The organism is Neisseriaceae bacterium CLB008, assembly GCA_041228285.1.
Lineage (GTDB): Bacteria > Pseudomonadota > Gammaproteobacteria > Burkholderiales > Neisseriaceae > JAGNPU01.
In genome coordinates this window covers 2442334-2458619 of record CP166133.1, presented here as the reverse complement: position 1 = coordinate 2458619, position 16286 = coordinate 2442334, and the positions used below count along the sequence as shown (strand labels likewise).

Below are 16286 nucleotides of genomic sequence, written 5' to 3'. Positions count from 1 at the left end.
TGCTTAATCGAGCAAAACAAGCGCCGCTCCCTCATAACATCTATGTCGTTATAAGGGGAGCGGCGCACAAGGCTCATGGTTTAAGCAGATAATGCCAACGGCGGTGGGTTTTGGCTCACCAGAGGATGAGCCTGTTCGTAGGCATAGGCCAGCTGCAAGAGTTCAAAGTCGTGCCTTGGCTTAGCAATGACTTGAATGCCCATGGGGAGACCTTGCTGATTGAAGCCTGCCGGCATGGCCACAACAGGGCTGCCGCACAGCGTCCACGGTGTGACCACTTCCATCCAGCGGTGATAGGTATCCATCGCTTGACCAGCGATGCTGCGGGGCCAGTGTTCGGTTTTATCGAAGGGATAACATTGGGCCGTGGGCACCACTAAATAATCGAACTGTTCGAACAGCTTTTGGACCGTGCCATACCATTGGCTACGTAAGACGCTGGCGGCGTATAGATCGGCGCCACTATAACGCAGCGATCCGGCGTATTCAAACTGGGCTTCTGGTTTGAGTAAACCTCTTTTTTTGGGGTCTTCGTAAGCCGCCTTTAGGCCGCTGGCGGCAAAATGGCGGTGGGGGAGCCAACAGTCGCGCCACAGGGTTTCGCCATCCATGGGGGCGTTGATGGGCTCAATGCTTAAGCCTAGGGTGCTTAAGGCCGTTAAGGCTTGTTGGCACACAGGCAAAACGTCTGCGCTCATGGGCAGATGGCCATCCCAGTCGGCCAGCCAAGCCATGCGTTTGCCGGCTTGATTAACGTGTAGGTGGCTGTGAACATTAGCGGGCGTTAGGCCTTTGAGACGAGGCTCATCTGGTAGGGAAGCCGGCACCGCAGCTGTATAACCTGATTGAGTGCTGAGTAATAAAGCCAAATCAGGCACTGAGCGTGCCATGGGGCCTTGAGTGCCAAATTCGTTGATAAACAATTCTTCGCCCGTTAAGGGCACACGTCCCCAAGAGGGCCTGAAGCCGTAGACGTTACACCAGCCAGCGGGATTACGTAAGGAGCCCATGAAGTCACTGCCATCGGCTACAGCCTGCATACGCATGGCTAAGGCGCAGGCGGCACCGCCACTGCTGCCACCAGCTGATTTGCTAGGGTCGTAGGGATTGCCCGTGGCGCCGTAAATGGGATTGTAGGTGTGTGAGCCAAAGCCAAACTCTGGCGTGTTGGTTTTGCCAATGATGATGGCACCAGACTGTACCATCAGGCTGTCATGCTTGGGTATCCAATCCCGATAAAGAGGCGAGCCTAATGTGGTCGGGATGCCCTGGGTGGCTTCTAGGTCTTTAACCGCCTGTGGAAACCCATGCAGCCAGCCTTGGTCTTGGCCTCGGCTCAGGGCTTGGTCTTTTTCTCGGGCTTGCTGTAGGCAGGATCGGCGCGATTGCAGAGCGACAATGGCATTAACGCTGGGGTTAACGCGTTCAATTTGGGTTAAGTAGGCCTGCATGACCTCTACACATGAGACCTGCTTGCTGTGGATGAGGGCGGAGAGTTGCCAAGCGGGTAACTCAATGAGTTGGGTACTGCCGTTTAAGCTTAGGTTAGGATAGGCTGGGGCGCCGGCGGTCGGGGCGGATGCAGCCATGACTTTGTGGTGAAACAGGCCCGCAGCGGCCACGCCCCCCATCATGGTTTTTAAAGCACGACGACGAGTTGGTTCGGTTGGCTGCGTTGAGGTACCGGTGTGATCAGTAACAGACATGAGTGGCTCCTTGGCGTGGACGAAGGTGTTTTATTATGTATTTTACATAGTGTGTCATGATGTGGGTGGGGACAATTGAATAAATCGGCCCTGAGGGTGAGCGCCATGCAAGAAAGAGCTGGGTGATGACAGGCATAAAAAAACGGGCCCCGAATGAACGGTGCCCGTTGAGCGGTCAAAATAACTTAAGCAAACGCAATCTGGCCGTCTTTTACCGTGATGCTGATGGTTGCGTTCGGACCATATTGGCCAGCCAATAAGGCTTTGGCCAATGGGTTTTCAATTTCGCTTTGGATGGCACGTTTCAGTGGCCGTGCGCCATAAACCGGGTCGAAGCCTGCTTTGGCTAATTCATCTAAAGCGTCGGCATCGATCTGTAAATGCAGATCCATATGGGCCAAACGTTGCTCCAGTTTTTGCAGCTGGATGGAGGCAATGGCGCGAATATTGGCTTGATCCAAACCGTGGAACACCACGACCTCATCGATACGGTTGATCAGTTCTGGCCTGAAATGGGCCTTCACCTCTTCCATCACGGCGGCCTTCATGGCGCCGTAGTCGCTATTGTCCATGCTTTGGATTTGCTGACTGCCAATATTGGACGTCATCACAATCACCGTGTTCTTGAAGTCCACGGTGCGCCCTTGTCCATCGGTCAGGCGGCCATCATCCAAGACTTGCAGCAAAATATTAAACACGTCGGGGTGGGCTTTTTCCACCTCATCCAGCAAAATCACGCTGTAGGGCTTACGACGCACTTGCTCGGTTAAATAGCCCCCTTCTTCATAGCCGACATAGCCAGGAGGCGCACCGATCAAGCGAGCAATCGAATGTTTCTCCATGTATTCCGACATGTCGATCCGAATCAAATGGTCTTCGCCGTCAAACATAAAGTTGGCCAAGGTTTTACACAGCTCAGTTTTACCCACGCCGGTAGGGCCAAGGAACAAGAAGCTGCCGTAAGGACGGTTAGGGTCGCCCAAGCCTGAGCGTGAACGGCGAATGGCGTCTGATACGGCATGGACGGCTTCTGCCTGGCCCACTACACGCTGGTGTAATACTTCTTCCATGCGCAGTAATTTAGCCCGTTCACCTTCCATCATTCTCGACACCGGAATGCCAGTCATGCGGCTGACCACTTCGGCGATCTCTTCCGAGCCTACTTGGGTACGCAACAGCTGGTTCGGTACTTCATCTTGGGCCTTGTTTTCAGCGGCTTTGAGCTGTGCCTCTAATTCGGGCAGCTCGCTGTATTGCAGCTTGGCCATTTCTTCCCACTTACCGTCGCGTTGTAAAGCCGCCATTTTCACTTTAAGCTGATCAATGGCTTCTTTAATGCCCTTGCTGCCTTGAGCCGTGGCTTTTTCGGCCTTCCAGATTTCATCTAGGTCGGCGTACTCCTTGCTGAGGCTGTCGATTTCTTCCTCGATCAGCGCCAAGCGCTTTTTACTGGCGTCGTCAGACTCTTTGCGCACGGCTTCACGCTCAATTTTGAGCTGTATGATGCGTCGGTCTAGCTTGTCCATGCTTTCTGGCTTAGATTCGATTTCCATCTTAATCAAGCTAGCGGCTTCGTCCACTAGGTCGATGGCCTTGTCGGGCAAGAAGCGATCAGTAATGTAGCGGCTAGACAGCTCGGCTGCGGCTACAATGGCCGGGTCGGTAATGTCTACCCCGTGGTGGATCTCATAACGCTCTTTCAAACCACGCAAAATAGCGATGGTGTCCTCAACGGTGGGTTCTTTTACCATGACTTTTTGGAATCGACGCTCTAAGGCCGCATCTTTTTCAATGTACTGACGGTATTCGTCCAAAGTCGTGGCGCCCAAGCAATGTAGCTCACCGCGCGCTAACGCAGGTTTGAGCATATTACCGGCATCCATGGCGCCGTCGGTTTTGCCCGCGCCGACCAGCATGTGGATCTCATCAATGAAGATGAGGGTGTTGCCGTCGTCTTTGGCTAAGTCGTTCAGTACCGCTTTGAGGCGTTCTTCAAATTCGCCGCGGTATTTGGCCCCGGCAATGAGCGCGGCCAAATCTAAAACCAATAGGCGTTTGTGGCGTAAACTTTCGGGCACTTCACCGTCCACGATGCGTTGGGCCAAGCCTTCCACAATAGCGGTTTTACCCACCCCAGGCTCGCCGATGAGCACAGGGTTGTTTTTGGTGCGGCGTTGCAAAATTTGGATGGCTCGACGAATTTCATCGTCACGCCCAATCACTGGGTCAATTTTGCCTTGGCGTGCCCGCTCGGTTAAGTCAGTGGTGTATTTTTTCAAAGCCTCACGCTGATCTTCGGCGTTGGCGCTGTCTACGCTTTGGCCGCCGCGAATCGCGTCAATGGCCTGATTGAGTTTGGCTTCGGTGGCACCGGCGTCTTTTAAAAGCTTACCGGTGGCGCCATTTTCTTGCACCAAGGCCAAGACAAATAATTCGCTGGCAATATAGTCGTCACCGCGTTTGGTAGCGGCCTTATCGGTCAAGTTTAAGACATTAATCAATTCACGCGAGGGCGTGAGTTCACCGCCTTGGCCGCTGACTTTGGGTAGGGCGTTGAGGCTGTGGTTTAAGCTGGTGCGGATTTTATTGACACTGACCCCCGCTTGGGCCAATAGGGCAGCGGTGCTGCTGCCGTCATCGTCTAACATGGCGGCCAAAACGTGGCTGGCTTCTAGGAAACCATGGTCTTGGGCCAGCGCCATGCTTTGAGCATCTTGTAAAGCTTGCTGAAATTTTGCGGTAAATTTTTCAGGACGCATAGGGGTTCTCTCCTAAAGAGGTTGTTTTCATGTTTATTTATATGGGGTTATAGGCGTATAAATCAAGCCTTGTTGGCCATTATTTTAGCGCCACAGGCATAAAAAAACCGCCGCAGTCATCGCTGGGCGGTTTGTTAGCCGATTAGGCTTTATTTGGCGGCGTTCAAGAGCGCTTGTACCTGTACTTGAGCCTTTTCTTCTTTGATGCGGTTCTCGATGGCGCCTTGAATCGCTTCAAATGGCGGCAAGCTCATGTCTTGACGTTCGTCGACCAGCTTGACCACTAAGAATTGATTGCTAAGGTTAATAGGCGCCTCAGTAATTTGGCCTTTTTGTAAGGTGCCAGTAATCTGGCTCATCACGGCCGGTAGGCTGCTGACTTTAAGCCAGTCGGCGCTCTGTTTGGTTTGCTTTTGCTCTTGCAGCAAGGTTTCGAAGGTTTTGCCTGCCTTAAGATCGGCCACTGCCTGTTTGGCCAAAGCTTCACTAGGGAACAGCACCTGCTGGAAAATGACTTCGCGGCTGAGGTTTTTGTGGGCGGCCTGTAGTTCTTCGATAGACACGGTGGCGTCGCGCTTAAACTGGTTCAGCAATTCAACTGCGTAAAACTCTGATTCAAAATTTTCCAGCGCCAGCTTTACCTGAGGGTCTTCATTCAGGCCTTGCTTAAAGGCGGCCTGCATCATCAGTTCTTTTTGCAAAAGGTCGGCACGTACCTGTTGGAATAATTCGGGCAACATTTCTTCGGGCACCATTTGGCCACGGGCGGCGTAAGACTGTAGCTGTTCGTCTAAGGCCAGACTCACGCGCTCATCGCTGATGTTCGGGGCGGCAGTGGTGTTGCTTTGCGTTGCCCAGGTCACGGCCGAGCCAGCAAGGGCGACGCCGAGGGCGAGGGTGATGAGTGTTTTCTTCATTGGGCAACCTTTTCAACGGCGTTCAATAATTTTTCTTGGCGTAGCTGGGTAGTCAGTTCAGGCTTCATGAATTTATACGGCTTGCTGCCTTCAATGCTGCGTTCGCGATGGATTTTGAACAGCACAAACTCGCCTTCAACGGCCAGCGGTTGATGGGTGACTTGGCCTGCGCGTAGGTTGTTGATCACGTTGCTCATGGTTTCGGGCAGCTGCGCCATGTGGCTTTGTGACAGCCACATGCCGTTCGGCTCTGGCTGTTTTTGTGCTTTGGCTAAGGCTTCAAACGATTGGCCCTTACGCAATAAAGTTAGGGCTTGCTTGGCTTCGGCTTCGCTAGGGTAGGATAAAATGCCTACCTTGCGTTCGATAAACTGCTGTTGATAGGCTTGGCGCAGCTCGGCTTCGCTGATGGTAATCTTCTCCGCTGCATCGCGTACCCAGGCATTGGCGTAGAAGTTGGCAAGGCCGTTTTCGTAACGCATTTTAACCGCAGGCTTTTGGTCTAAACCTTGCTTGAGGGCTTCCGCTTTCAGTACGTCGGACGTGCTTAGATTGTTGCGCAGCTGTTTTTTGAATTCGGCGATTTGGGCTGGAGGAATAGGCTCATCAGCCTGGCTTAATTTGGCCATGGCCAAATACTGGGCCAGTGCCGCATCAACGCGCGCTTCAGAAACGGTAGGGGCGGCGTACGCTTGCGCCATCATCAGGCCTAAGGCGCTGATGCCGATTAATTTTTGGAACATGGGTCGTCCTTCAATGGTGACACACAAAACAGCACATGCTTTCTGGTCGTTAAAAACGCTGAAAGGAATGTGCTGTTGGATTAATTAATGCCAAGCCCGGTTAGGGCAGTTATGGTCAGGCTTATTTAATGTTGGCTTTTTCAAACAGGGTTTGTACCGAAGCATCAATTTTTTCTTTTTGCAAATTACCAGTCAATGGGCCTTTTACTTCCTCTAGCTTAGGAATGGCGGTTTTGCGTTTGTCGTTTAATTGGAACAACACATAGTTGTCGCCTAATTTAACAGGGTTTTTGGTGTAGGCATTTTTGCTTAAAGGGTTCACCGCGGTGTAGATTTCAGGCGCGAATTGTTGGAACTCTTTTAAGTTGGTGTAGGTGTCAATCAAGCCACCAGTGGTTTTGGCCGCAGGGTCAATTGAAGCGGTTTTGGCCACGTCAGCAAATTTTTTGCCTTGGTTTAATTGGGTTAAGGCTTTTTTCGCATCGGCATCAGACGCAGTGATGATTTGGCTTAGCTTCACTTCTTGAGTGCCGCTTAGGTTTTTCACGATGGTGTCGTACACGGTTTTAACTTCAGCATCGGTCACTGGGTTCTTTTTCAACACGTCGGCCATATAAGAGCGAACCAAAAGCTCTTCTTTGATGTTTTCGATGTCTTGCTTGTATTCAGGCTTTTTGTCTAGGCCTTGTTTTTTCGCGTCAGCGATCACGCTGTCGTAGACTTGCTTGTATTCTGGGGTTTTATCTAAGCCTAATTTTTTGGCTTCTTGAATGATGAGCGTGTTGGCCACGATCTGCATTTTTAAGTTTTCACGTAGTTCAGGTGAATCTTTAACGTTACCTTGGGTTTGGGCGCTAACGGCTTTAACCTGCTCATCCAATACTTTTTGATCGATGGCTTGACCGTTTACGGTCACGAATGGGGCGGCCAATACTGAGCCTGAAAATAAGGCACCGGCTAGGGTCAGGCTGATTAATGTTTTTTTCATAATGGTCCTTTGGTTTAGCTAAAGTATTCATCAGAAGTGAGCGCTTTGATGCTCAATGCATGAATTTGGTTGGTTTTAAAAAGGTCGCTCAAAGGTTCATTGACAATGCGCTGTCTCTGGATACGATTGGCTGTTTTAAAGGCATCGCTGACCACAATCACCGCATAATGTCCGCCGCCGTGGTTGCCAGCGTGGCCTATATGTAAATGGCTCTCATCAACGATTTCTAAATATAATGGTGAGAGTGCTTTTTTCAAGATTTGTTCAATTAATACCGCTGTATTATGCATGGTTTCTTTTAAATTATTCAATCAAATGGTTATTTTTCAGACGTTTTTGGTAAATATTTGGCCAGATAGAAAGATTGTGCAACAAAAAACGCAAACATTAAACCCATAGAGCCAAATGTTTTATAAGTCACCCATTGGTCAAAGCTAAATTGATAGGCCACGGCAATGTTGATCAGGCCCATCACCAAAAAGAATACCGTCCAAATATAGGCTAGGTTTTTCCACACGAAGTCGGGCAAAGACAGCTCTTTGCCCAGTAGGAGCTTAATGCCGTTTTTACCCACCATATGGCTGATCAAAATCGACAGGCCCATGGCCCAAAACAGCAGGCTGGGCTTCCACATAATAAAAACCGGGTTGTTCAAAATAATGGTGGCGCCGCCAAATACCACAATCAAACCGAGGCTGATCCACTGCATGGTTTCCAATTTTTTATGCTTAAACCAGCTGTATCCCGCCTGGATGACGCCAATGACCACGGCCACTGCGGTGGCTAGGCGAACGTCTTTGGTATACCAATAGGTCAAGAAAAAAAGGATGAGGGCCAGAAAGTCGGCAAATATTTTCATGGGTCGGACGGGCTTCATAAAGTACAATAAGATTAGTTTGTACCTTCTTTGGGTAAAAAGTTCAAGTTTAATCTGGTCAGTGGGGCTGAGGGCGGAGGGTTTCGCCAGCATCAGCCGCAAGGAGCAGAGGCATGTTAAGGAGTAGGGCGTTGGCAAGAGTGGCACTGGGGGTGGAGTACAACGGGCGTTTGTTTAACGGCTGGCAGCGACAAAAAGAAGGCATTCCAACGGTTCAAGCCGCGCTTGAGTATGCCTTAGGCCAAGTCTGTGGCCAAAGCGTGGGCGTGATCGCGGCGGGGCGTACCGATACAGGTGTGCATGCCTTAATGCAGGTGGTACACTTTGATGCACCGGTTGAGCGCCCGTTGACGGCATGGATACGGGGCGTGAACGCCCATTTGCCCAGCGGCGTCAGCGTACAGCAGGCTCAGGTGGTGGCCGATGCCTTTCATGCTCGATTTGATGCCTATGAGCGCAGCTATCGCTACGTTTTATTGAGCGCTCCGGCGCGTCCCGCCGTGTTGGCGGGTTTGGTGGGCTGGACCCACTACGCCCTAGACGTGGCAAAAATGCAAGAAGCCGCCAGCATTCTATTGGGTGAACACGATTTTTCCAGCTTTCGCGCGTCTGAGTGTCAGGCTAAATCACCGGTGAAACAGCTGAATCACTTACAGGTTTATCAGCATCAAGGCCTTATTTGTTTTGACGTGAGCGCCAGTGCGTTTTTACACCATATGGTGCGTAATATCGTCGGTGCTTTGGTGTACGTCGGTGCTGGACGGCTGAGCGTGGCGGATTTTAAGCTGATCTTTGAACAAAAAAGTCGTTTGCAGGCGCCGCCTACCTTTATGGCCGATGGGCTGTATTTAACCAAGGTGCGCTATCCCGACGAATTTGGCGTGGCCTGGAGTGCAAACGGGGCGCCGTGGTTATGGGGAAGCAACCATGCGGGTTAAGATTTGTGGCATCACCAATTTAGAAGATGCTTTGTTGGCCTGTGATTTAGGCGCCGATGCCTTGGGTTTTGTGTTCTATGCAGGTAGCCCACGCCACGTCAGCGCCGCTCAGGCGCAGGCGATTGTGGCGCAGCTGCCCCCGTTTGTGACGGCGGTAGGGCTATTTGTGAATGCCGATAAGGCGTTTGTTGAAGACGTTTTGGCGACGGTGCCCTTGGACGTGTTGCAGTTTCACGGCGATGAAACGCCGGCCTACTGCCAGCAGTTTCAACGCGCCTACATTAAAGCGATTCGGGTTGATGGGCTGGCAACGATAGAGGCGGCGATGGCAGCTTATCCGGATACGCGGGCGCTATTATTTGATGCCCACGTTGACGGTAGCTTCGGTGGAACGGGTCAAGCGTTTGATTGGACATTATTGCCAAAAAAACTAAATGTGCCTTGGGTCTTGTCGGGCGGCCTAAATGTTCATAATATTGAGGGCGCTGTTTTGGCGACCCAGGCGAGGGCTGTTGATGTGTCCAGCGGCGTCGAGCGAGAAAAGGGCGTGAAGTGCCCAGAGAAAATGGCGAAATTTATCAGAGGAGCGAAACGTGCAGGATTATAATTTCCCCGATGCGTCGGGATGGTTTGGTGAGTATGGCGGCGTTTACGTGGCCGAAACCTTGATGCCGGCCTTAGAGGCTTTAAAAGAAGAATACCTAAAAGCAAAAGAAGACCCTGCCTTTTGGGCCGAGTACGAACAAGATTTAGCCCATTATGTTGGCCGTCCTAGCCCGATTTATCACGCCAAACGCCTAAGCGAGCAGCTCGGCGGGGCGCAGATTTATTTAAAGCGCGAAGACTTAAACCACACGGGTGCGCACAAAGTGAACAACACCATCGGTCAGGCCATTTTGGCTAAGCGTATGGGTAAAAAGCGGGTGATTGCCGAGACTGGTGCGGGCCAGCACGGCGTGGCCACCGCCACCGTTGCCGCACGTTTTAATATGGAATGCGTGGTGTACATGGGTGCCGAAGACGTTAAGCGTCAGGCTCCTAACGTCTACCGTATGAAGCTATTGGGCGCTAAAGTCATCGCAGTGGAAAGCGGCACCAAAACCCTGAAAGATGCGCTTAACGAAGCCATGCGCGACTGGGTGACCAATGTGGACGACACGTTCTATATTCTGGGCACAGCAGCAGGCCCTCACCCATACCCCATGTTGGTGCGGGATTTCCAAACCGTGATCGGTACTGAGGCTAAAGCGCAAATGCAGGCCATGCTGAACCGTCAGCCCGACGTAATTGTGGCCTGTGTGGGCGGTGGATCCAACGCAATTGGCCTATTTCATCCTTATATCGACGTGCCGAATGTACGTATGGTGGGGGTAGAAGCAGGTGGGCTAGGTATTGATACCGCCTCGCATTCTGCACCGATTAACGCCGGCACGCCGGGCGTACTGCATGGCTTTAAGAGCTATTTAATGCAGGATGAGCACGGCCAAGTGTTAGGCACTCATTCGATTTCCGCTGGCTTGGACTATCCAGGCGTTGGGCCAGAGCACAGTCATTTGCATGATTTAGGTCGCGCCGAATACCACGGCATTAATGACGATGAAGCCTTAGCCGCTTTTCACACCTTGTGCCGCACCGAAGGCATCATCCCTGCATTAGAAAGCAGCCATGCTTTGGCTTGGGCCATTAAAGAAGCACCGAAAATGACGCCAGATCAAGTGATTTTGGTGAATTTATCTGGGCGCGGTGACAAAGACATTGACACCGTAGCGACTGCTTCTGGTTTAGAACTGTAGGGGAATATTGATGAGTCGTATTAAAACAACGTTTGCCCGCTTGGCGGGTGAAAAAGCCATGATTCCGTTCATTACGGCAGGGGATCCACATTTAGACGTGACTTTGGCGATGATGCACAGCATGGCCGATAACGGCGCCGACATCATTGAATTGGGGGTGCCTTTTTCTGACCCAATGGCCGATGGCCCGACCATTCAGCGAGCCACTGAACGGGCTTTGCAACATCACGTCAGCTTGACGGACGTGATGGCGCTGGTGGCAAAGTTTCGCCAAACCAACGCGGAGACGCCCGTAGTGTTGATGGGGTATTTAAACCCGATTATGGCCTTAGGTTTTACTGAATTTGCCACTGCGGCGGCTGCGGCTGGTGTGGATGGTGTCTTGACCGTCGATTGCCCTGCAGAAGTGATTGATACGCTGCATGCAGCTTTGGCTGCAGCTGGACTAGACTGTATTTTCTTGGTGGCACCGACCACGCCGCAGTCGCGCTTGGCCGTCATTGCCCAAAAAGCCAGCGGTTTTGTGTATTATGTGTCCCTAAAAGGCGTGACAGGATCGGCAAGCTTGGATATTGCCGAAGTTCAGCGTAAAATAGAGTGTTTACGTCAAGACATAAACTTGCCCATAGGGGTTGGATTTGGCATTAAAGATCGCCAAAGCGCCCAGCAATTGGCCACTGTAGCCGATGCGATCATTGTGGGCAGTCGGTTTATTGAAGAAATTGAAGCGAACCCAAACAACGAGCCTGAGGCTGTGGGGGCGCTGGTGAAGACATTTAAAACCGCAATTACGGGCTAAAACGGCCTTTTAGGAGTTTATTTTGAGTTGGTTAGACAAGATTTTACCGCCAAAAATTAAGATGGGTGGCAGTAGCAATAAGGGTGTGCCAGAAGGTTTGTGGGTGAAATGTCCATCGTGTGACGCTGTTTTATACGCCACTGATTTGGAGAAAAACCTGCAGGTGTGCCCTAAGTGTGATCACCATCATGCTTTAAGCGCGCGTGCGCGCATTGCCTTAATTTTAGACGAAGCTGGCCAAGAAGAAATTGGTCAAAACGTGAAGCCTGTGGATATTTTGAAGTTTAAAGATGCTAAAAAATATCCAGATCGCTTAAGTTCGGCGCGTAAGCTGACGTCTGAAGAAGATGCAATGGTGGTGATGAAGGGCACAATTTATGGCAAGCCTGCCGTGGTGGCGGCCTTTGAATTTAAATTCATCGGTGGCTCTATGGGCTCTGTCGTGGGTGAGAAGTTTGTTCGCGGCGTGCGCGCTGCGGTTGAAATGAACGCGCCTTTTATCTGCGTGTCTGCTTCTGGCGGCGCGCGCATGCAAGAGGGCTTAAGCTCTTTGATGCAAATGACCAAAACCAGTGCGTCTTTACAGCTACTGACCCATAAGAAATTGCCGTTTATCTCGATTCTAACCGACCCTACCATGGGTGGGGTGTCGGCCAGTTTTGCCTTCTTGGGCGACGTGGTGTTGGCTGAGCCTAACGCTTTGATCGGTTTTGCTGGTCCACGTGTGATTGAGCAGACCGTACGTGAAACCTTGCCAGAAGGTTTTCAGCGCGCTGAATTCCTGTTGGAAAAAGGCGCCATCGACAGCATCGTGGATCGTCGTCAGATGAAGCAAAAGCTGGCGTCGATGATTGCCTTATTGAGCCGTCAGCCTACGCCTGCTGAAGCCGAGAAATAAGTAACCACATGCATGCAAAAGCAGAGCCTCGGCTCTGCTTTTTTTATTCTGGCCGCTTGCCATCCGTTCATTGAGCGGTCTTCATCATGGAATGAAGAGGGGTGAATGATGCTGCTTTCGGGCTGATGACGCGTATTGGCTTGGCTTAGAAGTGTAGCCAGCCAGATTCGCTGAGGTAGGCATCGAGGCGTTCGTCCCAAGGTTCTCTTGGTACCTGTTCGCAGCGCTGTACGTCAAAGCCAACGCCGATGAGCTTGGGGCGTCTGGCCGCGGGGCAGGCGGCTAATGAAGTGTCGTAATAGCCTCCGCCTTGGCCTAGGCGATAGCCTAAGGCGTCAATGCCGACCAGCGGCAGCAGCACCACGTCTAAGGCGCTGAGGCGGACTTTGTCGCCCTCGTATTGGGCGATGCCGTAGGGGCGTAAGCGTTGTGCTTTGGCCTGGGGGTTCAGAGGCGTAAACCAAAGGCGGCGACTGTGGGCTTCAATATAGGGGGCGTAGAGTTCGCAGCCACGTGCTTGGGCGCTTTGGATGAAGCTGCTTAAATCTAGCTCGCTGCCGACGGCCAGATACACACCGATGCGGCGGCCCTTTTTTAAAAGGGGGAGGAGCTGACGACGTACCGCTGCTTCGGCGCGTTGGCGCGCTTCGGGGCTGAGGTTTTTACGCGCTAAGCGTAGATTTTGGCGCAGTGCCTGTTTCTGTTGGATGGGCGTGAGATTTTGAAGGGTTGAAGACATAAACGAAGCTTTCATTAAACAGAAGACTAGATTAGCATGAGCGAGATGAAATGGGCGGCTTTGCTGGCCTGTGGCGGTAAAATAAACCTAGGGAGTGTTGATGTATATTATTTGGGTGGCCTATTTATACGTGGTGTTGATGTTCAGCGTGGTGCAAGAGTCGATCGCCAGAATGGTGATTTATCTGGTGTTCTTGGCGGTGATCCCCACGTTGGGTATGGGTTGGGTGTTGCGCCAAAGACGGCGTAATCAAAAGGCAAAACAACAGTCCGAAGGAAAAAGCTAGGCTTTATACGAGTGCCTACTTGTTTTTTTTACCTAAATCCCGTAAAATTTGCGGGCTTTTTCTCTTTTAAAACACTGTTGTGTGATTAAATGTAGAGAAAACATTAATTTATACATAATCGCTGTCATCTTCGCCAAAGGGTGCTCTGATCATTTGGTCAGGGTTCTGTGCGTTAAGATGCTAGGCTTTAACCCTTTAAGGATAAACATATGTCAACTCAAGTTACTATGCGCCAAATGTTGGAAGCGGGCGTTCACTTCGGTCACCAAACCCGTTTCTGGAACCCAAAAATGGCAGAATACATTTTTGGCGCACGTAATAAAATTCACATCATCAACTTAGAAAAAACTTTGCCGATGTTCATCGAAGCTCAAGACGTTGTTCGTCGTTTGGCTGCGAATAAAGGCAACGTGATGTTTGTGGGTACCAAACGCCAAGCTCGCGAAATCATCAAAGAAGAAGCCACTCGTGCAGGTGCTCCTTATGTTGATTACCGCTGGTTGGGTGGCATGTTGACCAACTACAAAACCGTTAAACAGTCAATCAAACGCTTGGAAGAAAAAAGCGCGATCTTGGCTAACGCTGCAGACAGCGGTTTTGGTAAAAAAGAAATCTTGGACATGGAACGTGAAGTTGAAAAACTAGAACGTTCATTGGGCGGCATTAAAGACATGAAAGGCTTGCCTGACGCTATTTTTGTGATCGACACTGGCTACCAAAAAGGCACCATCGTTGAAGCACAAAAACTAGGCATTCCAGTGATTGCTGTAGTGGACACCAACAACAGCCCAGAAGGCGTGAAATACGTGATTCCTGGTAACGATGACTCTGCTAAAGCAATTCGTCTTTACGCTCGTGGCATCGCTGACGCTATCTTGGAAGGTAAAGCACAATCTTTACAAGAAGTGGCTCAAGTGGCTGCTGAAGCTGCTGCTGAGTAAGTCAAAGCATGTATCAAAGGGGCTTTGGCCCCTTTTTTAAGATGTCGGTAGGCAAGACATCGTGAACAGACAATAAGGATTAAACAATGGCTGAAATTACCGCAAAAATGGTTGCCGAACTACGTGGCGCAACTGGTCTTGGTATGATGGAATGTAAAAAAGCTTTGGTTGAAGCTGAAGGCAATATGGAAAAAGCCGAAGAAATTTTACGCATTAAATCAGGTGCTAAAGCTGGTAAATTGGCTGGCCGTACGGCTGCCGAAGGCATTATTGCGCACGTAATCGACAATGGCGTTGGTGCTTTGGTTGAAGTGAACTGCGAAACTGACTTTGTTGCTAAAGATGCAAGCTTCCTAGCTTACGCTGACGCTGCTGCGAAAGCTGTTGCTGCTGCTAACCCTGCTTCTGTTGAAGCCTTGGGTGACGTGAAAACTGCTTCTGGTGAAACCCTAGAAGAAATGCGTAAAGCCATGATTGCTAAATTGGGCGAAAACATTTCTGTACGTCGTTTCCAACGTTATGAAACTGCCAACAACTTGGTGGCTTACATGCACGGTGCGAAAATTGGCGTGATGGTTGAGTTTACCGGTGGTGATGAAACGCTAGGCCGCGACGTAGCGATGCACATTGCTGCTGCTCGTCCAGTATGCGTGTCTCAAGACCAAGTAGATCCAGCCACTATTGAAAAAGAACGCCACATCTACACTGAGCAAGCTGCTCAGTCTGGTAAACCAGCCAACATCATCGAAAAAATGGTTGAAGGCCGCGTGAACAAATTCTTGGCTGAAATCACTTTGGTAGGTCAACCGTTCGTTAAGAACCCTGACCAAACCATCGCTCAATTATTGGCTGAGAAATCTGCCAGCGTTCAAGGTTTCACCGCGTTCCACGTAGGTGAAGGCATTGAAAAAGCTGTGGTTGACTATGCTGCTGAAGTAGCTGCTGCTGCTAAAGTTTAACTTTAGTCACCCCTAAAGGCACTCTAAGCTCTATATTTTGAGTTAGGGTGCTTTTTTTTAAGAAAAAAGAGTAGATTACACACAGAAACTTCCGTTTGTATTGTCGGTGGGATTGCTTTAAGATGAGACCGCTTTGGCTGCATTCGGACGTTATTACGCTTTACGGGTTTTTTTATCACTCAATCAAAGGTTCAAGTCATGTCTGGCACAACAAAAACATATAAACGAATTCTATTAAAATTATCAGGCGAGGCCCTGATGGGTGGTGACGCGTTCGGGATAAACCGCAACACCATCATGCAAATTGTGGCTCAGGTGAAAGAAGTGGTTGAAATGGGCGTACAGGTCGGCATCGTCATCGGCGGCGGCAATATTTTCCGCGGCGTGGCGCCAGCAGCTGACGGCATGGATAGAGCGACGGCAGACTATATGGGCATGATGGCTACAGTGATGAATTCCTTGGCCCTAAAAGACGCGTTAGAATCAATTGGCGTGCATGCGCGCGTACAGTCGGCACTAAACATGCAACAAGTGGTCGAACCTTATGCTCGTGAAAAAGCCATTCAGTATTTAAGCGAAGGTAAAGTGGTGATTTTTGCCGGCGGTACCGGCAACCCCTTCTTTACCACCGATACGGCGGCTTCTTTGCGCGGCGCCGAAATGAACTGTGACATCATGCTTAAAGCCACTAATGTGGACGGTGTGTACACCGCAGATCCGAAAAAAGACCCAGCAGCAACGCGTTATCAAACCATCACGTTTGATGAAGCCATCATCAAAAATTTAAAAGTGATGGACGCAACCGCTTTTGCTTTGTGTCGTGAACAAAAATTAAATATTAAAGTATTTGGCATCTTTAAAGAGGGTGCATTAAAACGTGTGGTTAAGGGCGAAGACGAAGGCACTTTGGTGCATTGCTAAGGCAACTGCCGTTGCCGCGTCG

General features: G+C 50.5%; 17 protein-coding genes. 9 read left to right on the top strand and 8 right to left on the bottom strand.

Features of this window, described 5'->3' with window-relative positions; genetic code table 11:
- Positions 1–80: 80 nt before the first annotated feature.
- From AB8Q18_11325 to AB8Q18_11295, 7 genes are all read right to left on the bottom strand, one after another.
- A complete protein-coding gene (locus AB8Q18_11325) occupies positions 81–1706 on the bottom strand; it encodes an amidase (protein ID XDZ50774.1) in 1626 nt (541 codons plus the stop codon).
- A gap of 185 nt (positions 1707–1891) precedes the next feature.
- A complete protein-coding gene (gene clpB / locus AB8Q18_11320; protein XDZ50773.1) occupies positions 1892–4465 on the bottom strand; it encodes an ATP-dependent chaperone ClpB in 2574 nt (857 codons plus the stop codon).
- Between the two features lie 149 nt (positions 4466–4614).
- A complete protein-coding gene (locus tag AB8Q18_11315) occupies positions 4615–5382 on the bottom strand; it encodes a peptidylprolyl isomerase (protein XDZ50772.1) in 768 nt (255 codons plus the stop codon).
- Entirely contained in the window at positions 5379–6125 is a 747-nt protein-coding gene (locus AB8Q18_11310; GenBank protein ID XDZ50771.1) for a peptidyl-prolyl cis-trans isomerase, read from the bottom strand. The genes AB8Q18_11315 and AB8Q18_11310 overlap by 4 nt, the downstream gene beginning before the upstream one ends.
- Before the next feature lie 121 nt (positions 6126–6246).
- On the bottom strand, positions 6247–7113 hold the full coding sequence (locus AB8Q18_11305) for a peptidyl-prolyl cis-trans isomerase (GenBank protein ID XDZ50770.1): 867 nt from the start codon (positions 7111–7113) through the stop codon (positions 6247–6249).
- Positions 7114–7127: 14 nt separating this feature from the next.
- Positions 7128–7403 carry a BolA family protein gene (locus AB8Q18_11300; GenBank protein XDZ50769.1) on the bottom strand — a complete coding sequence of 92 codons (276 nt, stop codon included), beginning with the start codon at positions 7401–7403 and terminating at the stop codon, positions 7128–7130.
- Positions 7404–7432: 29 nt separating this feature from the next.
- Positions 7433–7972, bottom strand: coding sequence for a septation protein A (locus tag AB8Q18_11295; protein XDZ50768.1), 540 nt, complete (start codon positions 7970–7972; stop codon positions 7433–7435).
- Positions 7973–8103: 131 nt separating this feature from the next.
- On the opposite strand from AB8Q18_11295, the gene truA reads away from it, so the two are divergent.
- The 5 genes from truA to accD are packed head-to-tail and all read left to right on the top strand — an operon-like array spanning position 8104 to position 12418.
- A complete protein-coding gene (truA, locus tag AB8Q18_11290; protein XDZ50767.1) occupies positions 8104–8928 on the top strand; it encodes a tRNA pseudouridine(38-40) synthase TruA in 825 nt (274 codons plus the stop codon).
- Positions 8918–9535 carry a phosphoribosylanthranilate isomerase gene (locus AB8Q18_11285; protein ID XDZ50766.1) on the top strand — a complete coding sequence of 206 codons (618 nt, stop codon included), beginning with the start codon at positions 8918–8920 and terminating at the stop codon, positions 9533–9535. The genes truA and AB8Q18_11285 overlap by 11 nt, the downstream gene beginning before the upstream one ends.
- Entirely contained in the window at positions 9522–10721 is a 1200-nt protein-coding gene (trpB, locus tag AB8Q18_11280; protein XDZ50765.1) for a tryptophan synthase subunit beta, read from the top strand. The genes AB8Q18_11285 and trpB overlap by 14 nt, the downstream gene beginning before the upstream one ends.
- Before the next feature lie 10 nt (positions 10722–10731).
- The gene (gene trpA / locus AB8Q18_11275) at positions 10732–11520 is read left to right on the top strand and encodes a tryptophan synthase subunit alpha (GenBank protein XDZ50764.1); all 789 of its coding nucleotides are present in this window, start codon (positions 10732–10734) and stop codon (positions 11518–11520) included.
- Positions 11521–11542: 22 nt separating this feature from the next.
- On the top strand, positions 11543–12418 hold the full coding sequence (gene accD / locus AB8Q18_11270; protein XDZ50763.1) for an acetyl-CoA carboxylase, carboxyltransferase subunit beta: 876 nt from the start codon (positions 11543–11545) through the stop codon (positions 12416–12418).
- Positions 12419–12563: 145 nt separating this feature from the next.
- Here accD and AB8Q18_11265 read toward each other — a convergent pair whose 3' ends face one another.
- A complete protein-coding gene (locus AB8Q18_11265; GenBank protein XDZ50762.1) occupies positions 12564–13157 on the bottom strand; it encodes a 5-formyltetrahydrofolate cyclo-ligase in 594 nt (197 codons plus the stop codon).
- Positions 13158–13257: 100 nt separating this feature from the next.
- On the opposite strand from AB8Q18_11265, the gene AB8Q18_11260 reads away from it, so the two are divergent.
- The 4 genes from AB8Q18_11260 (at position 13258) to pyrH (ending at position 16264) form a co-directional block, all read left to right on the top strand.
- Positions 13258–13443 carry a hypothetical protein gene (locus AB8Q18_11260; protein XDZ50761.1) on the top strand — a complete coding sequence of 62 codons (186 nt, stop codon included), beginning with the start codon at positions 13258–13260 and terminating at the stop codon, positions 13441–13443.
- Positions 13444–13652: 209 nt separating this feature from the next.
- Positions 13653–14384: a 30S ribosomal protein S2 gene (gene rpsB / locus AB8Q18_11255; protein XDZ50760.1), complete on the top strand. Its 732-nt coding sequence runs from the start codon at positions 13653–13655 to the stop codon at positions 14382–14384.
- Positions 14385–14470: 86 nt separating this feature from the next.
- Positions 14471–15343, top strand: coding sequence for a translation elongation factor Ts (tsf, locus tag AB8Q18_11250; protein XDZ50759.1), 873 nt, complete (start codon positions 14471–14473; stop codon positions 15341–15343).
- A gap of 198 nt (positions 15344–15541) precedes the next feature.
- On the top strand, positions 15542–16264 hold the full coding sequence (gene pyrH / locus AB8Q18_11245; GenBank protein XDZ50758.1) for a UMP kinase: 723 nt from the start codon (positions 15542–15544) through the stop codon (positions 16262–16264).
- Positions 16265–16286: the final 22 nt, after the last annotated feature.